This window comes from Thalassiella azotivora (assembly GCF_054781695.1).
Genome location: NZ_BAAGTX010000030.1, coordinates 14,021 through 36,499 on the forward strand (window position 1 = coordinate 14,021; position 22,479 = coordinate 36,499).

A 22,479-nucleotide genomic window follows, 5' to 3' on the forward strand; every position below is an offset into this window, starting at 1 on the left:
CGGTTCTCACTGGCGGGTGCCGGTCAGGGCGACGGCGGCGCGGGTGGCGGCCGCGTTGGACAGGTGCACGGTCGCCCCGGCGGCGGCCAGCGCGGCGGCGGTGGCGTCACGGCCCTGCGGGTCGCCGGACGTCGCGGTCAGCGACACGACGACGTCCAGCCGCCGGCCGTCCGCGGCGGCGCGCTCGACGGCCGCGCGGACCGCGGGGGCGTAGTCGGCGGCGGGGTCGTCCTGGGCCCCGTGGCCGAGGACGACGTCCAGCAGCACCACGCCGACGCGGGGGTCCTGCGCGGCGGCCTCCAGGGCCTCGAGCCGCAGACCCGGGTCGATCATCGGGTGCGCCCGGCCGACCGTGAGGGTGTCGTCACCGAGGTCGACGAAGGCGTGCCCTGCGGCTGCGAACGCCTCGCGCAGGGCGGAGGGGCCGGAGGCGTCCAGCCGGGGCCAGTCCGGCGACAGGGGGATGTTCGAGGCGACCGGGCCCAGCTCGGCGGCGGCGACGGCCATCGCCTCGTCGCACAGGGTCCCCCCGGCGAACAGCCCGCGCAGCAGCCGCTCGCCGCCGGCGGCGTGCTGGCCGCCCCCGGCGCCGGCGTCGGCCTGCCACGTCGGCCATGCAGGCGCCTGCCCGCCCAGGCGGGCGCAGATCCGCTCGGCGGCCTGCGTGAGGTCCGGCTGGTCCGCCCCGAGCACCGCCCACTCGACCTGCAGGCCGAGGGACGCGGCCACCTGCTCGAGGCGGCTGACGACGCCGGCGTCGGCGGGCTTGGACACGAGCACCACCAGCTCGGTGCCCTCGTCCTGCGCCAGCAGCCGCAGGGCCTGCTCGGCCGCGAGGCCACCGACCTGGGCGGACAGGTCGCGGCCGCCCAGACCGAGGCAGTGCCGGACGCCGACGCCGGCGGCGTCCAGCAGCGCCATGAGGTGCTGGGCGCCGGTCCCGGACGCCGCGACCAGCGACACGGGGCCGGGGCGCACCACGTTGGCGAAGCCCAGTCCGACCCCGCCGACGACGGCGGTGCCGCAGTCCGGGCCCATCACGAGCAGCCCGCGGCGGGCGGCCTCCTGCTTGAGCGCCACCTCGGTGGCGACGTCGACGTTGTCGCTGAACACCATCACCGACGCGCCGGCCTGCAAGGCGTCCCACGCCTCGACGCCGGCGCTCGCGCCGGGGGTCGAGACCAGGACCAGCGGCGCGCCGTGGCGTGCCAGCGCCGCGCCGGTGGTGCGAGCCGGCTCCTCCTCGACCGCGCCGGGGGACTCCCGCCGCACGAGCGCCTGCTCCAGGGTGGCGAGGGCCTCGGACCGGGCGGCGTCGCGGGCCGCGTCGTCCAGGCCGTCGACGAAGCGCAGGGCCACCACCAGGTCGTCCGGCGCCAGGTGCGGCAGCTCGAAGCCCATCGACGTCAGGACGTCGACGTTCAGGGGGGTGGCCATGGCCACCTGGGCGGCGTCGACGCCGTCGACGGCGCCGACGGTGCGGCTCACCGACAGCAGGGTGACGGAGTCGTGGTACTGCCCGTGGCGGACCTCGACGTGCTGGGTCGTCATGCGCTCCTCCGGGAGGTGTGGGGTCGGTGGTCGGCGAGGGCGTCGGCGGTGGCCAGCGCCCCCGTGGCGAGGTCGGCGCCGGAGTGGTGGCCGACGGCGAGCAGGCGCTCGAAGGTGCCGTTGGGGTCGGGCGCCCCGTCGTCGGCGACGGCGCGGCCGGTCGGGTGGACCAGGGTCCGGACCGCCGCGACGACCGGGCGCGCCGCCCGACCGCGGGCGGCCTCGGCCAGCAGGGCGCAGGACACCACGGTGGTGCGGGCCGCGGCGGCGTGCACCACCCGGTCGGCGAGGTCGTCGACCACGGGGGAGGGGGCCCTCCCGAGCGCGGCCGCGGCGCGGGCGACGAGCAGGACCCCCGCCGCGACGTCGTCACCGCTCGGCGTCAGCCCCGGCCCGAGGCCGAGGACGCCCGCGAGCACCTGCGCCGCACCGGCGGCGTCCCCGGAGGCCACGGCCCGGGCGGCGTCCGGGGCGGCCTGCCGTGCCCGCGCCGAGGCGGGGTCGGCCCGGCCGGAGAGGGCCAGCAGCACACGGAGCCGGTCGCGCCGGGAACGGTCTCCGCGGTCCCCCCACGACGGCGACGGTCCCGACCGGCCGGTGGACGTGACGTCGTCCGCCGGCCACCACCGCCGGACCGCCAGCTCCGGCCCGCCCACCACCTGCAGCGCCGGGGCGCCCACGTGCCCGGGACGCCGGCCCACCAGGACGCGCGCACCGGTCGGCAGCAGCGCCTGCGGGCGCGCACCGGCGGGCAGCACCAGCGCGCAGGGCGGTGCGAGGGCGTCGGGGGCCACGACGGCCACGACCCGGCCGTCACCCGCGGCCGCGTAGGACGCCAGCCGGCCGGCGACCACGACGGTCAGCGCTTGGAGGGGCCCGTCGAGCAGCTCGCCGAGCGCCGTGGAGGCGGCGACGGGCACGGTCGGGGCGGAGGGCACCCCCAGGACGCTAGGCGGCCAGGTACCGTCCCCACATGGAAAATCCTGCCAACGATCCGGCGCGTTTCGACCCGCAGTTGACGACGTCAGCCGCGGGCGGGAACGCCGAGAACGCAGCGCCGACCGGCCCCGCCGGGGCCGGCGCGGAGCCGCCCGAGGTGGGTGTCCCCGTCCGCGACGTGCTGCGCGCCCGCGTCCTCGGCGGGTGCGTCGTGCTGGGCGGGGCGACCGGCACCGGACGCCGCGTCCGGCGCCTCAACGTCATGGAGGTCCCCGACATCACGCCCTGGGTGCGCCCGGGTGAGCTGCTGCTGACGACCGGGTACCCCCTGCGGGACGCCCCCGAGCAGCTGACCGACCTGGTGCGCTCCCTGCACGAGCGGGGCGCCGCAGCGCTCGCCGTCAAGGTCGGCCGGTACCTGGACGAGGTGCCGCGCGAGGCGCTCGACGAGGCCGACCGGCTGGGCTTCCCCGTGGTGGCCGTGCCCCAGCACGTGTCCTTCGACGACGTGCTGACCGAGGTGCTCACGGACCTGGTCAACCGGCAGGCGCGGACCCTGGCCCGCGCGGAGCAGGTGCACCGCCGCCTGGTCGACCTCGTCCTGGGCGGCGGCGGGCTCGCGACCGTGGCCGAGGGGCTGGCGGCCGCCCTGGACGTGGTCGTGCTGGTGACGACGCCGGACGGACGGGTCCAGGCGAGCGGCGGCCGGGCCGAGGACCTGGAGGCGGTGCTGGCGGGGCCGTGGGTGGACGCCACCGGCCGGCTGCGCACCGAGGACGTCGCCGTCGCCGTGGGGCTGCACGGTTCCGGCACGGGGCGGCCCGCGGTCGAGGGCGGGGGCTCCTCGACGGGCGTCGCGGTCGTGACGATCGCCGCCGGCTCGGCCGACCACGGCCGGATCGCCGCCTTCAGCCGGCGCCGGGTGCTCGCGGAGGAGGACCTGCACGCCCTGGAGCGGGCCGCCACCGTGTGCGCCCTGGTGGTGACCCGCGACCAGGCGGTCGCCGCCGTGGAGGACAAGTACAAGGCCGACTTCCTGCGCGACCTGCTGCTCGGCCGGACCGAGTCGGCCGAGCAGGCGCGGCTGCAGGCCGGGTCGTACGGGTGGGACGTCGACCGGCCGCTGGTCGTGCTCGTGCTGCAGCCCGACGAGCCGGGCGAGGACGGCGGGCCGGGGCGGCCCGCGGGCACCCGGACCGTGCTGGAGCGCCAGACCAAGGCCCTGTCCGGTGCGGTGCAGCCCCGGGACGCCGCCGCTGCCGTCTGCGGCTTCAGCACCGAGGCGGTCGCGCTGCTGGGCGCCTCCTCGGCCGAGGAGGCGCACCGCACGGTGCGCCAGGTGGTCGCCGCCGTCCGCGGCGAGGGCGGTGGGGGCCGGCGTCCGTTCAGCGTGGGGGTCAGCCGGCTCTGCCGCGGCGTGGGCGACCTGCCGGCGGGGTACGAGCAGGCGCGCACTGCCGTCCGCGTCGGCCGGCAGGTCCACGGCGAGTCGGCCGTGACCCGGTTCGACGACCTGGGGGTGTACCGGCTGCTGTCCCTGGTCCCGGACCAGGGGGAGCTGCGGGCGTTCGCCACGGAGGTGCTCGGGCCGCTCGCGGGCGACGAACCCGACGACGTCGACCTGCGGCGCACGCTGGAGGTGCTGCTGGAGACGAACCTCAACGTCGCCGAGACCGCGCGGCGCCTGCACTTCCACTACAACACCCTGCGCTACCGGATCGGCAAGCTCGAGCGGCTGCTCGGGGACTTCACGCAGGACGCCACTCTGCGGCTGGACCTGGCGCTGGCCCTGCGGGTGGTGGCCATGCGCGGTCTGCGCTGACCGGTCGGCTGACCGGTCGGCTGACCGGTCGGCTGACCGGCCGCTGCGCGGGGGCCCGGCTCGTCCGGCTTCGCCGACTACGTCCGGCTTCACGTCGTCACGGCCGGGAGTCAGGGCCTGCGCGCGTCGGCGCGCCTTGCCGAGCACCCAACCCGGTGACCTGGCAACAAACGCCCGTGTCGCTGCCCACCCGCGGGCATAGCGTGCCGCCAACCTGGTCGTGACGTGATCGCGGTCACGCCCGACTCCTCGACACGAGAGGCACGACATGGCACTGGGATGGAAGCTGCACGGCGACGGCAAGTCGCTGAAGCAGGGGGACGTGGTCGCACCCGACGAGCGGCTGTCGTGGGGGCGCACCGCCGGCCTGGGCGCCCAGCACGTGGTCGCGATGTTCGGCGCGACGTTCGTGTTCCCGATCATCATGGGCCTGAACCCGCAGCTCGCGATCATGATGAGCGGCCTGGCGACGATCGTCTTCCTGCTCATCGTCAAGGGGAAGGTCCCCAGCTACCTGGGCACCTCGGCCGCGTTCGTGGGCGGTGTCGTGGCCATCCGCACCCAGGGCGGCACCTCCCAGGAGGTCACCGGCGCGATCCTCATCGCCGGGGTGATCCTCGCCCTGGCCGGTGTGGCCATCCACTTCCTCGGCGCGCGGATGCTGCACCGCGTGCTGCCGCCCGTCGTCACGGGTGCGGTCGTCATGCTCATCGGGTTCAACCTCGCGCCGGTCGTGGCGAACGTGTACTGGCCGCAGGACCAGTGGATCGCGCTGATCGTCATGCTCGCCGTGATCGCGATGAGCGTCGGCCTGCGCGGCTTCATCGGCCGCATCTCGATCTTCCTCGGCCTGATCCTCGGCTACGTCCTGTCGTGGGTGTTCGACCGGGTGTTCGGGCAGATCACGTCCTACGACGCCGGCGCCGGCGAGGTCACCACCCGCTTCCGGGTCAACTGGGAGCAGGTGCAGGAGGCGCCGCTGCTGGGCTTCCCGCAGGCGACGAAGATCGCCGCGGACGGCAGCGAGGTGGTCGGCTGGCACCTGCCGAGCTTCAACGCGGCGTTCATCCTGCTCGTCATCCCGGCCGTCATCGCCCTGATCGCGGAGAACGCCGGCCACGTCAAGGCCGTCGCCGAGATGACCGGCAAGGACCTCGACCCGGTGATGGGCCGCGCGATCGCCGCGGACGGCGTCGGCACCGTCCTGGCGACGTCCGTCGGTGGCTCCCCGACGACCACGTACGCCGAGAACATCGGCGTCATGGCCGCCACTCGGGTCTACAGCACCGCGGCCTACTACGCCGCCGCGTTCTTCGCGATCCTCTTCGGCTTCTCGCCGAAGTTCGGTGCCGTCATCTCCGCGACCCCCGGCGGCGTCCTCGGCGGCATCACCGTCGTCCTCTACGGGATGATCGGCCTGCTCGGCGCGAAGATCTGGCGCGAGAACAACGTCGACTTCGGCAACCCGCTGAACCTCGTGCCCGTCGCCGCCGGCATCATCATCGCGATCGGCGACACCAGCCTGCAGGTCACCGACGAGTTCGTGCTCTCCGGGATCGCCCTCGGCACGATCGTCACGATCGTCGGCTACCACCTGGCGTGGGCCCTGGCACCGGAGCACCTGCGAGAGCGGGGCCGCGGCAGCACCCTGGTGTTCGACTCCCCGGGCGGCTACACCGGCGGCGACCCGCGGGCCCGTGAGCACCAGGCACCGGACGAGTCGGGTCCGCACCGCTGACCTCCACGGTCCCGTTCGCTCCGCGCGGTCGCCACGCCCCGTCCCCGGTCACCCGGGGGCGGGGCGTCGTGCTCCCCACCCGCCTGTCCACCCGTTACCCGCCCACCCACCACTGGCTTCCCACCCGCGAGTCGGACGAACACGCCGTCGGGCGCGCCGGCACGACGGCGCGTCCGTCGGACCCGACGGCCGTCGATGCCGTCGCCGACGCCGACGCCGACGCCGCTGCCGACGCCGGGGCGGCCACGGCGCGCACGTGACCTGCACGACACCGACCGGGGGTGTTTGGCAGGACCTCACAAGGCGCCGCCGGTACTCGGCAGGCAGGATCGGGGCATGAAGCCGTCGCCGCTGAGGTACCACCGGCCGACGTCGCTGCCGCAGGCGCTCGAGGTCCTCGCCGGCCTCGGGGACGAGGGGAAGGTCCTCGCCGGGGGCCAGTCGCTGGTCCCGCTGATGTCCATGCGGCTGGCGGCCCCACCCGTGCTCGTCGACGTCAACGCCGTCCCCGGCCTGGACGCCGTGGAGGTCACCGACGACGTCGTCCGGGTCGGGGCCCTGGTGCGCCACCGCGCGCTGGAGCGGCACGACGGCGCGCACGCGGCCCAGCCGCTGCTGCGTCGCGCCCTCGAGCACGTCGCCCACCCCACCATCCGCAACCGCGGGACGACGGTCGGGTCCGTGGCCCACGCCGACCCCAGCGCCGAGATGCCCGCCGTGATGACGCTCCTGCGCGGGCACGTCGTCGCCCGCAGCGCGACGCCCGGGCAGCCGGCGGAGCGGCGGATCGCGGCGTCGGACTTCTTCCTCGGACCGCTGGAGTCCGAGCTGCGACCGGACGAGCTGGCCGTCGCCATCGAGGTCCCGGTCGCGCGTCCGGGGGAGGGCACCGCCCTGGTCGAGATCGCCCGCCGCCACGGCGACTACGCCGTCGTGGGTGTCGTGGCCAGGGCCGTGGTCACCGACGGGGTCGTGCGGTCCCTGGAGGCCGCGTACGTCTCCGCCGGGGACGGCGCCGTCGTCGACCTGTCGGACGGCGTCACGGGCCGTGAGCCGGGCGAGGTGGACGTCCGCACGCTCGGCGAGCGGGCCCGCGAGCTGGTCGAGACCGAGGCGGACATCCACGCGACGGCGGCGTACCGCTCGCAGCTGGTGCAGGTGCTGACCCGGCGGGCGGTCGAGGCGGCGCTGGCCGACGCGACGGGCGCGAACCGATGAGCGAGACGCTGGGAGGCGCAGTGCAGGACACGGTGCACGACGAGGCCACCGAGGAGCTCCACGACGTCCGGGTCCGGGTCAACGGCACGTGGCGCGAGGTCCGCGTGCCGGCGCGCCGGCTGCTGTCGGACGCGCTGCGCCAGGACCTCGGGCTCACGGGCACCCACGTCGGGTGCGAGCACGGGGTCTGCGGCGCGTGCACCGTGCTGCTGGACGGCGACCCGGTGCGCGCGTGCCTGCTGCTCGCGGTCTCCGTCGACGGTCACGAGCTGACCACCGTGGAGGGGCTGAGCGGCCCGGGCGGCGAGCTGCACCCCGTGCAGCAGGCGTTCGTCGACTGCCACGGGCTGCAGTGCGGGTTCTGCACCCCGGGCTTCGTCACCACCATCGCCGCGTACCTGGAGGAGAACCCCGACCCGACGCCGGAGGACGCCACCGAGGCGATCGCCGGCAACCTGTGCCGGTGCACCGGCTACCAGAACATCAAGGCGGCCGTGCTGCGGGCGGCCGAGCTGAAGCGGGGCGACGGCGGCACGGTCGAGGGAGGCCCGGCTGACGGCGCCCCGGCTGACAGGAGCCTGGACGACAAGGAGGCCCGCCCGTGACGACACGCATGTTCGGCTCCCCGGTCAAGCGGGTCGAGGACCCCCGGCTGCTGCGCGGCGAGGGCCGCTACCTCGACGACCTCGGCCGCGACGCCCTCGTCGCGGCGTTCGTGCGCTCCCCGCACGCGCACGCCCGCGTCCTGGACGTCGACGTCACCGGAGCCCTCGAGGTCGACGGCGTCGTGGCCGTCTACACCTACGACGACCTCGCGGACGACGACGCCGCGCACGGCTCCAACGTCTCCCAGCCGCTGCCGCTGCTCATCCCGCACCCCGCGCTGCACGCGCCGCGGACCGGGTACCCGCTGGCCAAGGACGAGGTCAACCACGTCGGCGAGGCCGTCGTCATGGTCGTCGCCCGCGACCGCTACGTCGCCGAGGACGCCTGCCAGCGCATCGTCGTCGAGTACGAGCCGCTGACGCCCGTCGTCGGCCTGGAGGCCTCGCGCGCGGCCGGCTCGGCGGTGCACGCCGACGTCGACGACAACGTCGCCGCGCACCTCGTGCAGACGGTCGGGGACGTCGACGCCGCGATGGCGAAGGCCCCGAACACCCTGACCCTCGACCTGCAGGTCGAGCGGTCCGCGTGCATGCCGATGGAGGGCAAGGGCGTCTACGCCCGGTGGGACACAGACGAGCAGTCGCTGCGCGTCTACACGTCCACCCAGGCGGCGACGTCCGTACGCGCCGCCGTCGCCGCGACCCTGGGCCTGGCCCTGAACAAGGTGGAGTGCGTCGCCCCGGACGTCGGGGGCGGGTTCGGCGTCAAGATCGTGCACCCGTGGCCGGAGGAGATCCTCATCCCGTGGGCGGCGCGCCGCCTCGGCGCCGCCGGTGTCGGCCGCGAGGTGAAGTGGACCGAGGACCGGCGCGAGCACTTCGTCTCCAGCGCCCACGAGCGCGCCCAGCTGCAGCAGGTCCGCGTGGGCTTCGACGACGAGGGCCGCCTGCTGGCGTTCGACTGGACGTTCTGGCACGACAACGGCGCGTACACGCCGTACGGGATCATCGTCCCGATCGTCACCAGCACCCAGGTGCTCGGGCCGTACAAGCCGGCGGCGTACCGGTGCGAGTTCTTCTCGATGTACACCAACACCGTCATCGTGACCCCGTACCGCGGCGCCGGTCGCCCGCAGGGCGTGTTCGCGATGGAGCGGACCATGGACGCCATCGCCGACCACCTCGGCCGGGACCGCACCGAGGTCCGCGCGGTGAACTTCATCCAACCCGATGAGATGCCGTACGACCACCAGCTGACCTTCCAGGACGGCCGGCCGCTGGTCTACGACTCCGGCGACTACCCGACGTCCCTGGAGAAGATCAAGGCGCTCGTCGGGTGGGACGACTTCGAGAAGCTGCGCGACGAGGCGCGGGCGGAGGGCCGACGGGTCGGCCTCGGGCTCGCCTGCTACGTCGAGGGCACCGGCCCCGGGCCGTACGAGGGCGCGCACGTCATCGTCGAGACCTCCGGCAAGGTCAAGGTCGCCACGGGACTGACCACCCAGGGCCAAGGGCACCAGACGGCGTTCGCCCAGGTCGTCGCCGACCAGCTCGGGGTCGACGTCTCCGACGTCGAGGTCGTCACCGGCGACACCCGGCGCTTCCGCTACGCGGTCGGGACGTTCGCGTCCCGCGCCGCGGTGATGAGCGGGTCGGCGATGCACGTGGCCGCCGGCAAGGTCCGCGACAAGGCCCTGCGGATCGCCGCGGAGGCCCTCGAGGTGGACGTCGACGACCTCGAGCTCGTCGACGGCCACGCCCGCGTCAAGGGCACCCCCGAGGGCGCGGTGGGCGCGTCCCTGCCGCTGTCGACCATCGCGGTGCTGTCCAACCCGCTGCGGTACGCCTTCGACGAGGCGTCCAAGGCCGCCACCCAGTTCGCGGTCGGCGACACCAGCAAGCCGCCGGTGCCCGAGGGCGACGAGCCGGGGCTGGAGGCCACCGGCTACCACTCACCCCCGCGCTCCACCTTCGCCTCCGGCATGCACGCCGTCGTGGTGGAGACCGACCCGGACACCGCCGAGATCAGGATCCTGCGGTACTGCGTCGTCCACGACTGCGGCAACCTCATCAACCCGCGCATCGTCGAGGGGCAGATCCACGGCGGCGTGGCCCAGGGCGTCGGCGGCGCGCTGTACGAGCGGATGGTCTACGACGAGCACGGGCAGCTCCTCAACGCCTCGTTCATGGACTTCCTCATGCCGTACGCCACCGAGGTGCCCGAGCGGATCGAGGTCGACCACCTCGAGACGCCCTCACCGCTGAACCCGTTGGGCATCAAGGGCGCCGGCGAGGCCGGCGTCATCCCGTCCGCGGCGCTCGTCGCGTCGGCCGTCGAGGACGCCGAGGGCTTCGTCATCCGCTCGATGCCCATCTCCCCGTCCGAGCTGTTCCACCTGCGCGAGGCGCACGCCCGGGGCGAGGTCCCCTCGCTGCGCCGGTCCGGCACCGCCACCGAGCGGCCGGGCGCGAACCGAACCGAGAAGGAGCCAGCATGAAGGTCACCGGCACCGCCAGCCTGAGCGCACCGCCCGCGAAGGTCTTCGAGGCCCTCAACGACCCGAACGTCCTCGTCGCCACCATCCCCGGCGTGCAGTCGCTCGAGCAGGTCGAGGGCGACCGGTACCGGATGACCGTCGTCGCCGGGGTCGCCTCCATCAAGGGCTCCTACGACGGCGAGGTGACGCTGTCCGACCAGCAGCCGCCGCACTCGTTCGTGCTCAAGGCCAAGGGCGCCGGCGCCCCCGGCACCGTCGACGCCACCGTCAAGGTCAGCCTGGAGGAGGACGGCGGCGGGACGACGCTGACCTACGACGCGGACGCCGTCGTCGGCGGCATGGTCGGCGGCGTCGGCCAGCGGATGCTCACCGGGGTGTCGAAGAAGATGGCCGGCCAGTTCTTCGGCGCCGTGGACGCGGTGCTGGCCGGCGGGGTGCCCGCACCGGCCGCCCCCGCCGCCGGTGAGGCCGTCGCCGCGCAGCCCGCGCCCGCCGGCGCCCAGGGGGTCCCGGCCGAGGCCGCCGCGGAGGCCGGTCCCGTCTTCCGGGCGCCCGCCGCCGCGCGCTCGGCGACGGACGACCTGAAGGTGCCGTTCTGGATCGTGCTCGCCGGCGTCGGTTCGGGCGCCGTGTGGGCGCTGGCCGGCGTCCTCGTCGGCTGGCTGGTCGCCCGCCGGGGCGAGCGGTGAGGGCCTTCACCGCCGCCGCGATCCAGCTGGCCCCCCTCGCGGAGGCGCTGACGCCGGGGACGATCAAGGCGAACTGCACCACGGCCGCCGACTGGGTCCGGCGCTGCGTCGCCGCGACCGGGGCCGAGCTCGTCGTCCTGCCCGAGTCGGCGTCCACCGGCTTCACCCCCGGGTGCTCGCCGGAGGAGCTGTGGGACCTCGTCAGCGAGGTCCCCGGCCACGTCACCGAGGCGCTGCAGGACGCCGCCCGCGACACGGGGGCGCACGTCGTGTGGGGCACGTACGAGCGAGGTCCCGAGCGCGGCGTCGTCTACAACTCGTCGGTGCTCATCACCCCGGACGGCGAGGTGGCCGGGGTGTACCGCAAGACCCACCCGTTCTGCACCGAGATCCGCTCCCGCGGCGGCTGGGTGACGCCCGGCGACGAGGTGTGCGTCGTCGACACCGACCTCGGCCGGATCGGCATGGCCATCTGCTTCGACGGTGACTACCCGGAGCTGTGGCGGATCCAGGCCGTGCAGGGGGCGGAGGTCATCGTGCGGCCCTCGGCGCTGCTGCGCTCGGCCGACATCGCCGAGATGACCAGCCGGGCCCGCGCCTACGACAACCACGTCTACGTCATCGCGTCCAACGCGACCGGGACCGACCCGGCCGGCGTCCACTACTTCGGCAACTCCCACGTCGTGACGCCGACGTCGCACACGGTGGCGCGCGCGGCGTCCCACGAGTGCTGGGTCAGCGCGCGGCTCGACCCCGCCGAGGCGATGGCGTCGCTGACGCCGGGTTCCAGCGTCCCGCAGGCGTTCGACCACCTGGCCGACCGCAACCTCGACCTCATCGCCCGGTACGCCGACGACCTGGTCCGTCCCGCGGCCACGTCGTTCCCGCTGGGCCGCAGCGAGTCCCGCGCCGGCGTCGCCGACCGCCCCTGACCGCGCGGCCCCCCGTCGCACCTTTCCACCGACCTGCGCTCCCGAACGGGCATTGGGCCGCAGGTTGCTGGAAAGGTGCGGTCTCGGGGGCCGTGGGCGCTGCAGGTTGGTGGAAAGGTGCGGTGTCGGGGGGACCCAGCGGGGAAGGTCAGGTCAGGCGGCGCGGGCGGCGGCCATCGCCTTCTCGATCCGCTGCGGCGAGACCGGGTGGGCGGTGCCCAGCTGGTTGGCGAACAGGCTGACGCGCAGCTCCTGCAGCATCCACCGGACGTCGGCCACGGCCGTCGGGACGGCGCGTGACCGGGGCTGCTCGGCCAGCAACCGCTCGTAGGCCTCCTCCAGCGCGTGGACCTGGTGCATCCGCCCGGAGTCGCGGCCGGGGTCCTCCGGCAACCGGTCGAGCCGACGCAGCATGGCCTGCAGGTACCGCAGCAGGTCCGGCAGCCGGCGCGCCCCGGTCGCCGTGACGAAGCCCGGGTGCACCAGGGCGTCGAGCTGGGTCCGCAGGTCGGTCAGCGCCGGCAGCAGCGCGAGGCTCGAGGTGCCCTTCAGCCTGCGGTCCACCTCACGCGCCGAGGCCAGCACCCGGACCACGACGGCGACGACGCGCGCGACCTCGTCGTCCACCCGCAGCTCCACCGCCCGGGCCAGGGTTGCGTACGCCTCGGCGTTCCAGGGCGGCCCACCGCCGTCCTCGACGACGGCGTCGACGGCGGCCGCGGTGCAGTCCTGGAGCAGGTCGGCGGTGGAGGCGTGCGGCGCGGCCGCCAGGGCGAGCTTGTCGGCGTTCGACAGCCTCGACGCCTGCTGCTTGGCGACCGACGGGACCCGAGCGAGCAGCAGCCGGCGCACCCCCGCGCGCATCGCCTGGGCCTGCTCGTCGGGGGAGCCGAGCACCCGTAGCGCCACGGTCGTCCCCTCGTCGACGAGCGCCGGGTACCCGCGCACGTCCTGACCGCCGACGCGGCGCTCGAACTGCCGGGGCACCCCGCCCTCCGGCCAGTCCGTCAGGCCGCTGCGCTCGACGTCGTCCGCGGCGCGCGAGATCGCCTTCTGCACGGTGGGGGCGAGCCGGGCGCGCAGGTCGTCGAGGTCCTTGCCCTCGCCCAGCACCCGGCCGCCGTCCTCCACCCGGAACGTCACCGTGAGGTGCGGTGGCACGCGCGAGACGTCGAAGTCCTCCTCGCGCACGTCGACGCCGCGCGAGGCGTGCAGCTCGTCGGCCAGGACGGGCAGCAGCGGACCGTCCTGCGGGTCGATCCGGCGCAGCGCGTCGGCCGCCGTGTCCGGGGCGGGGACCAGCTCGCGGCGCAGGTGCTTGGGCAGCGAGCGGAGCAGGGCGGTGACGAGCTCCGCGCGCAGCCCGGGGATCTGCCAGGCGAACGGCTCGGGCTGCACCTGGTTGAGCACGTCGAGGGGCACGTGCACCGTGACGCCGTCAGCCGCGGCACCGGGCTCGAACTGGTAGGTGACGGCCAGGTCGTGCCCGTCGACGTGCCACGTCGTCGGGAAGTCGGCGGCGTCGACCGGGTCGGCCCCGGCGGAGATCAGCAGGTCCTCGGTGAACGTCAGCAGCTCAGGGTCCTCGCGCCGCGCCGTCTTCCACCACGCGTCGAAGTGCCGCCCCGACACCACGTCCGCCGGGACCCGCGCGTCGTAGAACGCGAACAGCGTCTCGTCGTCGACGACGATGTCCCGGCGGCGGGTGCGTGCCTCGAGCTCCTCGACGTCGGCGAGCAGCGCCCGGTTGGCGTGGAAGAATCGGTGGTCGGTGCGCCAGTCGCCCTCGACGAGCGCGTGCCGGACGAACAGCTCGCGGGCCAGCACCGGGTCCACCTGCGCGTAGCCGACCTTGCGGGACGCGACGACCGGGACGCCGTAGAGCGTGACCTTCTCGTAGGCGACCACGGCGCCGCGCTTCTTCTCCCAGTGCGGCTCGCTGTAGGACCGCTTCACGAGGTGACCGGCGCGTGCCTCGATCCACGCCGGCTCGACCTTGGCGACGGTCCGCCCCCACAGCCGGGACGTCTCGACGAGCTCGGCGGCCACCACCCAGTCCGGCTGCTTCCTGTGCAGCGACGACCCGGGGAACACGGCGAAGCGCGCCCCGCGGGCGCCCTGGTAGTCCCGCTTGCGCTCGTCGCGCAGCCCGACGTGCGACAGCAGGCCCGACAGCAGGGCCTGGTGGACGACGGCCGGGTCGGCCGTGGCGGTGGACGAGCGCAGTCCGAGGTCGGCGGCGACCCGGCGCAGCTGGGAGTGCAGGTCCTGCCACTCCCGCACCCGCAGGTAGGACAGGAACTCGCGCTTGAGCAGCCGGCGGAACTGGCTGGAGGACAGCTCCTTCTGCTGCTCCCGGACGTGGTTCCACAGGTTGAGGTACGCCAGGAAGTCCGACGTCGGGTCGGCGAAGCGGCGGTGCATCTCGTCGGCGGCCTGCTGGTGGTCGGCGGGACGCTCGCGGGGGTCCTGGATGGACAGCGCCGCCGCGATGACCAGGACCTCTCGCAGGCACCCGAGCTCGTCCCCCGCCAGCACCATCCGGGCGATCCGCGGGTCGACCGGCAGCTGGGCGAGCTTGCGGCCGACGTCGGTCAGCCGCCTGCGCTCGTCGGCCTGGCCCCGCTCGAGGGCGCCGAGCTCCTCGAGCAGCTGGACGCCGTCGCGCACCTGCCGGCGGTCCGGCGGCTCGACGAAGGGGAACGCCGCGACGTCGCCGAGCCCGAGGGCGGTCATCTGCAGGATGACCGAGGCCAGGTTCGTCCGCAGGATCTCCGGGTCGGTGAACTCCGGACGGGCCAGCAGGTCGTCCTCGGAGTACAGCCGGATGCAGATCCCGTCGGCGACCCGGCCGCACCGCCCGGCCCGCTGGCGCGCGGACGCCTGCGAGACCGCCTCGATCGGCAGCCGCTGCACCTTCAGGCGGTGGCTGTACCGGGAGATCCGGGCCGTCCCGGTGTCGACGACGTACCGGACGCCCGGCACGGTCAGCGAGGTCTCGGCGACGTTCGTCGCCAGCACCACCCGGCGCCCGGTGTGCGGGGCGAAGACGCGGTGCTGCTCGGCGGCCGACAGCCGCGCGTACAGGGGGAGCACCTCGACCGGCGGGCCGCGGCGGCCGGCCAGCGCGCCGCGCAGCGCGTCCGCGGTGTCACGGATCTCCCGCTCTCCGGACAGGAAGACCAGGACGTCGCCGGGTCCGGCGTCGCAGAGCTCGCGGACGGCGTCCACGACGCCGGAGACCTGGTCGCGCGGCTCGGTGTCGTCACCGCCCGCCCCGCCGTCCCCGCCGTCAGCGCTGTCCTCGTCGTCCCCGAGCGCGTCGGGGACCAGCGGCCGGTAGCGGACCTCGACGGGGTAGGTGCGCCCGGAGACCTCCACGACCGGGGCCCCGTCGAAGTGGTCGGAGAACCGCTGCGGGTCGATCGTCGCGGAGGTGATGACGACCTTGAGGTCGGGCCGCCGGGGGAGCAGCTGCTTGAGGTAGCCCAGGATGAAGTCGACGTTGAGGCTCCGCTCGTGCGCCTCGTCGATGATGATCGTGTCGTAGCGGGACAGCGTCCTGTCCCGTTGGATCTCCGCCAGCAGGATGCCGTCCGTCATCAGCTTGACCAGCGTCCGGTCGCCGACCTGGTCGGTGAAGCGGACGGTGTAGCCGACGACGTCCCCGAGGGGGGTGCCCAGCTCCTCGGCGACGCGCTCGGCCACGGACCGGGCCGCGATCCGGCGCGGCTGGGTGTGGCCGATCGTGCCCGCGACGCCACGACCGAGCTCCAGGCAGATCTTCGGGAGCTGGGTCGTCTTGCCGGACCCGGTCTCGCCGGCGACGACGACCACCTGGTGGTCGCGGATCGCCTCCAGGATGTCCTGCCGGCGGGCGCTGACCGGCAGCTCCTCGGGGTAGGTGATCGCGGGCACCGCGGCGGCGCGGGCGGCGAGCCGCTCGCGGGCGGCGTCGAGGTCCTGACGCAGGCGCTCGAGCCGACGTCCCCGCTGCTTCGGGTCACGGGTGCCGCGCAGCCGGTCGAGGTCCCGGAGCAGCCGTCGGCCGTCCGCCACCCCCACCGTCGTGAGGGCCCGGCGCAGGTCCTCCAGGTCGGGGTCCTGGCCCCCGCGCGTCCTGGTCCGGCCCTGCTGGCTCACGCGGCCAGGATAGGTGGCCCCCCGTCGCCGGCCCGCCGTGGTTCGCCCCCGCCGGTCGGCCGGTGACGGCACAATGCGCCCGTGCCGACCACCACGACGCCGCCGGGCGACCCGGGCCCGACCTCACCGCCGGGGCGCCGTGCCGACCGGCGTGCCGACCGGCGTGCCGACCTGCGGGCAGCCCCCGCGCGCCGGCGTCGACGCCGGCTGGTCGTCCTCGGCGTGCTCGCCGCGGTGGCCGCAGCGGCGGTGGCCGCGTTCGTCGTGACGCGGCCCCCCGACGAGGGACGGCCCGTGCCGCCGCCGGCCGCCACGACGCCGTCGGTGCCCACGCCGTCGCCGTCCGAGCCGCCCTCGGACGACCCGCTCGTCCTGCTCACCGCGTTGGCCCGGCCGGCGGGACCGGACGACGTCCTGCCCCCGGAGGTGCTGTCCGCGGGTGCGGGGGACGAGAGCGTCGTCGTGGTGCCGGAGTCCGCGCGGCTGGTCGCCGCGACGGAGCAGGTGCGTCACTGGGCCGGGCTGGACCCCGAGGGCAACGTCTGCCTCGTCACGCTGCTCACCGGGGTCGACTGGGTCACGAGCACGGCGTGCGTGCCGGTGACCCACTTCGCGGTCCACGGGGTGCGGTCGGGGACGGCGCGACCACCCGTCGTGGTGGAGTCCCTGCTGCTGCCCGACGACCCGCCCGCGGCGGCGGTGGACCCGACGATGCAGGAGCTGTCCGCCAACGTGCGCATCAGCACCAGCGGCTGAGGCGGGCGCCTCGGGGTCCGCACTCCCGCGGGACGGTCAGGGCGTCCAGCCGAGCGCCTGCTCGCCCACCGACAGCACGGCGAACCAGGTGACGACGGCCACGAGCGGGACCACCGGCGTCCACCACGACCGCCGCCGGGCGAGCACCACCAGCCACGCGCCCAGCGCGGCCCACACCACGAGCAGTCCCGCCACGGCCCACAGCGGCGCCAGCAGGCCGGACGTGAGGTAGAAGAAGCCCGCGACCAGGTGCACCGCGGCCGACGCGACGGCGAGCAGCACCGCCCCCACCTCGGCCAGCCTGCCCCCCGCGCGGCCACCGCCGTCCGTCCCGCCCGGGGCGACGGCGCCCGCCCGCACGGCGTCCGCACCCGGAGCGTCGTCACCCGGCTCGAGAGGGCTCCTCACGCCCGCATTCTGGCGCTACCTGCCAAGCCGCGGGGGCCGGATCCCGAAAAACCACCTGATTGGTTGGCAGGACGTGACGAGGCTTCGCGGTGCCCGCCGGGGTGGAATCGAGGAGGTTCCGTCAGGGGGATCCCCGAGCACCAGGAGGACGCGGTGACGCAGGCGCGCATCAGGATCGGCATCGACACCGGAGGCACGTTCACCGACGTCGTCGCCGTCGACGAGGACAGCGGCGAGGTGGTGACGACCAAGACCCCGTCGACGCCGTCCGACCCCGCCGAGGGGTTCCTCGCCGGCATCGACAAGGTGCTCGGCCGGCTCGGCCTGGGCGGCGAGTCCGTCACCGCCGTCAGCCACGGCACCACCGTCGCCACGAACAAGCTGCTCGAGGGCAAGGTCGAGAACCTCGGCTTCATCACCACCGAGGGCTACCGGCACGTGCTGGAGATCGCCCGCCAGTCGGTGCCCGACGGCTACGGCAACTCCTACTTCTGGGTCAAGCCCGACCGGATCGTGCCCGCCGACCGCGTCAAGACCGTCGGTGGTCGCCTCGCCGTCGACGGCAGCGAGATCCGCCCGTTCGACGAGGAGAGCGCCCGGGCGGCCGCACGCTTCTTCAGGGACCAGGGCATCTCGACGATCGGCGTCTGCTTCCTGCACGCGTACGCCAACCCCGAGCACGAGCAGGCGATGCGCCGGGTCCTCGAGGAGGAGCACCCCGAGGCGACCGTCAGCATCTCCAGCGACGTCTTGCGCGAGTACCGCGAGTACGAGCGCAGCGTCACGACCCTGGTCGACGCCGCGGTGAAGCCGAACATCCGCCGCTACGTGGAGAACATCGCCCGGCGGCTCGCCGAGTTCGCCGGCAGCGACGGGTCCCCGCGCGACGTCCCCTTCTACGTCATGAAGTCCAACGGCGGCGTCCTGTCCGCGACCGAGGTCGTCCACCAGCCCATCACCACGGTGCTGTCCGGCCCCGCGGCCGGTGCGCTCGGCGCCGGCCTGGTCGCCTCCGCTGCGGGCGTGGACAAGGTGCTGACCTGCGACGGCGGGGGCACGTCGACCGACGTGACCGTCGTCGTGGACGGCCAGCCCGCCCTGACCACCGAGGGCAGCGTCGGCGCGTACCCCAGCAAGATCCCCATGATCGACGTCGTCACCGTCGGCGCGGGCGGCGGCTCGATCGCCTGGGTCACCCCCGAGGGCACCCTCAAGGTCGGCCCGCAGTCGGCCGGCGCGGACCCCGGACCGATCTGCTACGGCCAGGGTGGGACCGAGCCGACGATCACCGACGCGCACGTGCTCCTCGGCCGCATCCCCCCGCACCTGCTCGGCGGTGAGATCCCCCTGGACGTCGACGCGGCCCGTCGCGGCGTCGGCGAGCTCGCCGAGCGGCTCGGCATGGGCCTGGAGGAGTGCGCCGCCGGGATCCTGGAGATCTCCGCGTGGAACCAGGCGAACGCGCTGCGCCAGATCAGCGTGAAGCGGGGCCTCGACGTCCGCGACTTCACCCTCGTGACGTTCGGCGGCTCCGGCTCCCTGCTGGCGTGCCGCCTCGTCGACGTGCTCGGCCTGCAGGGCGTGCTGGTGCCGCCGAACCCGGGCAACCTGTCGGCGTTCGGGCTGCTGACGGTCGACGTGCGCAACGACTACGTCCGCACGCACGTCGCCCGCGCCGACCGGCTCGACCTGACCGCCGCCCAGAAGGTGCTCGACGAGCTGACCGCCGAGGCCGACCAGGCCCTGGCCCGTGAGGGCTTCGGCCCGCAGGAGCGGCGGTACGTGCGCACCGCCGACCTGCGCTACGTCGGCCAGGCGTTCGAGGTCCGCGTGGACGTCGGCACCGGGCCGGTCGACGCCGACCTCGTCCGCGAGGTGTCGGACCGCTTCCACCGGATGCACCGCGAGCTGTACGGCTACGACTTCTCCGACGACGACACCCAGCACGTCGAGTGGGTCAACCTCCGCGTCACCGGCGTCGGACCGATCCGCAAGCCCGAGCTGCGCACGATCGACGCCGGTACCGGCGGCCGGGACGCCGTCCGGGGCACCCGTCGCGCGTACTTCGGCGACGCGTGGGTCGAGGCGACGGTCGTCGACCGCGCCTCGCTCGGCGCCGGGGACGTCGTCGAGGGCCCCGCCGTCCTCGAGGAGTTCGGCTCCACCATCCCCGTCCACCCCGGCTTCACCGCCCGGGTCGACGACCACGGCAACGTCCGCCTGACTCGCACCACCGGAGGGACCCGATGACCGCGACCGCCGACACCCCCGTGGGCTTCCGCCCCAAGGGCTTCCGCCTGACGGACGAGGGTGGCGCCGCGCCGGACCCGGTGCTCGTCGAGATCATCGAGGGCTACCTGGCCAGCGTCGAGATGGAGGTCGAGACCGCCATCGCGCGCACGTCCCGCTCGCCGATGATCCGCGACGCGCACGACTTCCGCGCCGGCATCCACGACCGCAACCTGCGCAAGCTCACCGGCCGCTCCTACTCGGCGCTGGTGCACCCCGTCGCCCGGGACTACCCGCTGGAGACGATGAGGCCGGGCGACGTGTTCTTCCACAACGACGTCTACCTGTCCGAGGGCGGCATCGGTCACCTGCCGGACCTGTGCGTCACGGTGCCCGTCTTCGCGACGCGCCCCGGTGACGACGAGCCGTCCGTCGTGGCGTTCGTCCAGGCGTTCGGCCACCACGACGACATCGGCGGCGCCGTCCCGGGCTCGATGCCCTCGCACGCGACCAGCGTGTACGAGGAGGGCCTGATGGTCCCGCCGATCCGGCTGTGGGACGCCGGCGTCCCGAACGAGTCGGCGCTGAAGATCATGACGCGCAACTCGCGGATGCCGGACTCGCTCGCGGCCGACCTGGACGCCGAGTGCTCGGCCTGCCTGATGGGGGCGCGGCGGCTCGGCGAGCTGTTCGACCGGTACGGCGTCGACACCGTCGAGTCCTGCTTCGACGCGATCATCGACAACACCACCGCCACGTACCGGCGCGAGATCCTGTCGAAGATCCCGCCGGGCACGTACGTGTGGGAGGACTACGCCGAGCACGACGGCGTGGACGACCCGATGCTGCACACGCAGCGGATCACCCTCACCCGCACCACGGCCGAGGACGAGGGCGGCGAGCGGCTCGTCATCGACTTCACCGGGACGGGTCCGCAGGCGAAGGGGCCGATCAACCACTGCGGTGACTACGCGGACGGCAACTTCCTCAAGAAGTGGCTGGCGCCGATCCTGCGCAATCTCGCCGACACCCCCGAGCGGATGGCCGAGCTCGACGTCAACGAGGGGATCGTGCCGCTGATCGAGATGCGGTTCCCGGAGAAGGGGACGCTGCTCACCCCGATCTTCCCGGCGCCGACGAACGCGCGGACGTTCGTCATCCTGCGCCTGCTCGGCGTCCTCGCCGGGGTGGTGGCCAAGGCGGTCGACGGCAACATGCCCGCCGACCAGGAGACGATCCGGTACACCGGCGTGTACGGCGAGGACCTCGACGGCCAGCCGTACCTGATGCGCGAGGTGCTCGGCGGCGGTTCCGGCGGCCGGTACTACGCCGACGGCGAGGACACCATCCACGTCGTCCCGGACTCGCGGAACCTGCCGACCGAGTTCACCGAGGGCCGCTTCCCGTTCGTCGTCGAGTCCCTCGGCCTGGCGGTCGACTCCGGTGGTGCCGGCCGCTACCGCGGCGGCTGCGGCTACGAGAAGCGGATCCGGATGCTCAAGGACGCCAGCTTCATGTCCATCGCCGACCGCTCGATCCTCGCGTGCTGGGGCGTCAAGGGCGGCAAGGCCGGCAAGCCGTTCAGCGTCACCATCGACCCGGGCGGCCCGAACGAGCGGGACGTCGAGGCGCTGGCGGACGACGAGCCGGTCAGGGCCGGCGAGGTGATCCGCATCCGCACCACCGGTGGCGGCGGCTGGGGCGACCCGCTCGAGCGTCCGTACGACGAGGTCGCCCGGGACGTGCGCTGGGGGAAGGTGAGCGTCGACGGGGCCCGTGCGGACTACGGCGTCGTCGTCACCGGCTCCGCGGACGAGCCCGTCGTCGACGAGGCCGCGTCGGACGAGCTGCGCGAGCGCCTGCGCGCCGAGCGCCCGGACGAGCCGTTCTTCGACCGCGGTCCGGGGTACGCCCGGCTCGCGGAGGGCCGCGCGGCCGCCGAGGTGGACTGGCTGTGACCGTCGTCGCGGTGACCGGCGCGACCGGCAAGACCGGTCGCGCGGTCACCGCGGCGCTGCGGCGCGCGGGTGTCACCGTCCGGGCCGTGTCCCGGGACCCGTCCCGCAGCGGCGCGGCGCGCGGTGGTGACGACGGCGTCACCCCCGCGCCTGCCGACCTGGCCACGGGGGAGGGGCTCCGGACCGCCCTTGCCGGGGCCGATGCGCTCTACCTGCTCGCGCCGAACGTGGCACCGGACGAGCCGGGGATGGTCCGCCGCGCGCTGGAGGCCGCCACGGCCGCGGGGGTGCGGCGCGTCGTCTACCACTCGGTCGCGCAGCCGTACGCGCCGTCCATGCCGCACCACGTGGACAAGGCCGCTAGCGAGGACCTCGTGCGCCGGTCGGGCCTGGGCTGGACGGTCCTGCAGCCGTGCGCGTACGCCCAGAACCTCGTGGAGCCGCTGCGCGGTGAGGAGCCCGAGCTCGCCGTCCCGTACGACGTGACGACCCCGTTCGGGCTGGTGGACCTCCTGGACGTCGCCGAGGTCGCCGTCCAGGCGCTCACGCGGCCGGGCCACCACGGGGCGACCTACGAGCTCGGGGGTCCGCGGCTCGTCTCCGTCGCGGACGTCGCGGACGCCGCCGCCCAGGTCCTCGGCCGCCGCGTCCGGGCGCGTCGCATCGACCCCACGGCGTGGGCGCAGGGTCCCGGCGCGGCCCTGCCCGACGACGCGCGTCGGCGGCTGCTGGCGATGTTCGCCCACTACGACCGGTACGGCCTGCCCGCGGGCTCCCGGGTGCTGACCGCCCTGCTGGAGCGTCCCGGGACCGACGTCCGCGACGTCCTGGTCCGCGAGCTCGCCTGACCCGCGGCTCGCCGCGCTCCTCGCCCTCCGTGCCGCCCCGCCGCCCCGCCGCCCCGCCGCCCCGCATCCACCAAGATCGTCAGACGTTCGTGGTCGTGATCACGACCACGAACGTCTGACGATCTTGTGCTGGTCGGGAGGTCGG

16 protein-coding genes are annotated in these 22,479 nt (G+C 74.7%); 12 read left to right on the forward strand and 4 right to left on the reverse strand.

Annotation, left to right across the window (positions count from 1 at the left end; translation table 11 throughout):
• Positions 1 to 6 precede the first annotated feature (6 nt).
• Positions 7 to 1,551 (reverse strand): FdrA family protein, encoded by a 1,545-nt coding sequence (locus ACYVQV_RS17200; RefSeq protein ID WP_461024546.1) that lies wholly within the window; start codon positions 1,549 to 1,551, stop codon positions 7 to 9.
• Positions 1,548 to 2,489, reverse strand: a complete 942-nt coding sequence (locus ACYVQV_RS17205) for an oxamate carbamoyltransferase subunit AllH family protein (protein ID WP_461024547.1) — start codon at positions 2,487 to 2,489, stop codon at positions 1,548 to 1,550. The genes ACYVQV_RS17200 and ACYVQV_RS17205 overlap by 4 nt, the downstream gene beginning before the upstream one ends.
• Positions 2,490 to 2,524: 35 nt before the next feature.
• Between ACYVQV_RS17205 and ACYVQV_RS17210 the strand changes: the two genes are divergently transcribed.
• The 8 genes from ACYVQV_RS17210 (at position 2,525) to ACYVQV_RS17245 (ending at position 11,992) form a co-directional block, all read left to right on the forward strand.
• On the forward strand, positions 2,525 to 4,312 hold the full coding sequence (locus tag ACYVQV_RS17210) for a PucR family transcriptional regulator (protein WP_461024548.1): 1,788 nt from the start codon (positions 2,525 to 2,527) through the stop codon (positions 4,310 to 4,312).
• 268 nt (positions 4,313 to 4,580) lie between these two features.
• Complete coding sequence (locus tag ACYVQV_RS17215; protein ID WP_461024549.1) at positions 4,581 to 6,050, forward strand: uracil-xanthine permease family protein; 1,470 nt, start codon at positions 4,581 to 4,583, stop codon at positions 6,048 to 6,050.
• Positions 6,051 to 6,118: 68 nt separating this feature from the next.
• Positions 6,119 to 6,310 carry a hypothetical protein gene (locus ACYVQV_RS17220; protein WP_461024550.1) on the forward strand — a complete coding sequence of 64 codons (192 nt, stop codon included), beginning with the start codon at positions 6,119 to 6,121 and terminating at the stop codon, positions 6,308 to 6,310.
• Between the two features lie 76 nt (positions 6,311 to 6,386).
• The gene (locus ACYVQV_RS17225; RefSeq protein WP_461024551.1) at positions 6,387 to 7,268 is read left to right on the forward strand and encodes an FAD binding domain-containing protein; all 882 of its coding nucleotides are present in this window, start codon (positions 6,387 to 6,389) and stop codon (positions 7,266 to 7,268) included.
• The gene (locus ACYVQV_RS17230; protein WP_461024552.1) at positions 7,265 to 7,873 is read left to right on the forward strand and encodes a (2Fe-2S)-binding protein; all 609 of its coding nucleotides are present in this window, start codon (positions 7,265 to 7,267) and stop codon (positions 7,871 to 7,873) included. The genes ACYVQV_RS17225 and ACYVQV_RS17230 overlap by 4 nt, the downstream gene beginning before the upstream one ends.
• Positions 7,874 to 7,881: 8 nt before the next feature.
• Positions 7,882 to 10,371 carry an aerobic carbon-monoxide dehydrogenase large subunit gene (gene cutA, locus ACYVQV_RS17235; protein ID WP_461024567.1) on the forward strand — a complete coding sequence of 830 codons (2,490 nt, stop codon included), beginning with the start codon at positions 7,882 to 7,884 and terminating at the stop codon, positions 10,369 to 10,371.
• Positions 10,368 to 11,060: an SRPBCC family protein gene (locus tag ACYVQV_RS17240; RefSeq protein ID WP_461024553.1), complete on the forward strand. Its 693-nt coding sequence runs from the start codon at positions 10,368 to 10,370 to the stop codon at positions 11,058 to 11,060. Before cutA ends, ACYVQV_RS17240 begins: the two co-directional genes overlap by 4 nt.
• Positions 11,057 to 11,992 carry a carbon-nitrogen hydrolase family protein gene (locus ACYVQV_RS17245; RefSeq protein ID WP_461024554.1) on the forward strand — a complete coding sequence of 312 codons (936 nt, stop codon included), beginning with the start codon at positions 11,057 to 11,059 and terminating at the stop codon, positions 11,990 to 11,992. The genes ACYVQV_RS17240 and ACYVQV_RS17245 overlap by 4 nt, the downstream gene beginning before the upstream one ends.
• 153 nt (positions 11,993 to 12,145) lie before the next feature.
• Here the strand turns inward: ACYVQV_RS17245 and hrpA are convergent, their stop codons facing one another.
• A complete protein-coding gene (gene hrpA, locus ACYVQV_RS17250; RefSeq protein ID WP_461024555.1) occupies positions 12,146 to 16,135 on the reverse strand; it encodes an ATP-dependent RNA helicase HrpA in 3,990 nt (1,329 codons plus the stop codon).
• Positions 16,136 to 16,216: 81 nt separating this feature from the next.
• Here hrpA and ACYVQV_RS17255 point away from each other — a divergent pair, with 81 nt between their 5' ends.
• Entirely contained in the window at positions 16,217 to 16,891 is a 675-nt protein-coding gene (locus ACYVQV_RS17255; RefSeq protein WP_461024556.1) for a hypothetical protein, read from the forward strand.
• A 36-nt stretch (positions 16,892 to 16,927) separates the two neighbouring features.
• On the opposite strand, the gene ACYVQV_RS17260 is transcribed toward ACYVQV_RS17255, so the two are convergent.
• Positions 16,928 to 17,299 (reverse strand): hypothetical protein, encoded by a 372-nt coding sequence (locus ACYVQV_RS17260; protein WP_461024557.1) that lies wholly within the window; start codon positions 17,297 to 17,299, stop codon positions 16,928 to 16,930.
• Between the two features lie 153 nt (positions 17,300 to 17,452).
• Between ACYVQV_RS17260 and ACYVQV_RS17265 the strand changes: the two genes are divergently transcribed.
• From ACYVQV_RS17265 to ACYVQV_RS17275, 3 genes are read left to right on the forward strand one after another with little or no spacing between them, the layout of a single operon-like run.
• Positions 17,453 to 19,549: a hydantoinase/oxoprolinase family protein gene (locus tag ACYVQV_RS17265; protein ID WP_461024558.1), complete on the forward strand. Its 2,097-nt coding sequence runs from the start codon at positions 17,453 to 17,455 to the stop codon at positions 19,547 to 19,549.
• A complete protein-coding gene (locus ACYVQV_RS17270; protein WP_461024559.1) occupies positions 19,546 to 21,486 on the forward strand; it encodes a hydantoinase B/oxoprolinase family protein in 1,941 nt (646 codons plus the stop codon). Before ACYVQV_RS17265 ends, ACYVQV_RS17270 begins: the two co-directional genes overlap by 4 nt.
• On the forward strand, positions 21,483 to 22,334 hold the full coding sequence (locus ACYVQV_RS17275; RefSeq protein ID WP_461024560.1) for an SDR family oxidoreductase: 852 nt from the start codon (positions 21,483 to 21,485) through the stop codon (positions 22,332 to 22,334). Before ACYVQV_RS17270 ends, ACYVQV_RS17275 begins: the two co-directional genes overlap by 4 nt.
• The last annotated feature ends 145 nt before the right edge of the window (positions 22,335 to 22,479 follow it).

Excerpts from the sequence above, each read along its gene's own strand:
- ACYVQV_RS17200 (WP_461024546.1), bottom strand. The coding sequence starts at position 1,551 with ATGACGACCCAGCACGTCGAGGTCCGCCACGGGCAGTACCACGACTCC.
- ACYVQV_RS17210 (WP_461024548.1), top strand. The coding sequence starts at position 2,525 with ATGGAAAATCCTGCCAACGATCCGGCGCGTTTCGACCCGCAGTTGACG.
- ACYVQV_RS17215 (WP_461024549.1), top strand. The coding sequence starts at position 4,581 with ATGGCACTGGGATGGAAGCTGCACGGCGACGGCAAGTCGCTGAAGCAG.
- ACYVQV_RS17225 (WP_461024551.1), top strand. The coding sequence starts at position 6,387 with ATGAAGCCGTCGCCGCTGAGGTACCACCGGCCGACGTCGCTGCCGCAG.
- ACYVQV_RS17230 (WP_461024552.1), top strand. The coding sequence starts at position 7,265 with ATGAGCGAGACGCTGGGAGGCGCAGTGCAGGACACGGTGCACGACGAG.
- cutA (WP_461024567.1), top strand. The coding sequence starts at position 7,882 with ATGTTCGGCTCCCCGGTCAAGCGGGTCGAGGACCCCCGGCTGCTGCGC.
- ACYVQV_RS17240 (WP_461024553.1), top strand. The coding sequence starts at position 10,368 with ATGAAGGTCACCGGCACCGCCAGCCTGAGCGCACCGCCCGCGAAGGTC.
- ACYVQV_RS17270 (WP_461024559.1), top strand. The coding sequence starts at position 19,546 with ATGACCGCGACCGCCGACACCCCCGTGGGCTTCCGCCCCAAGGGCTTC.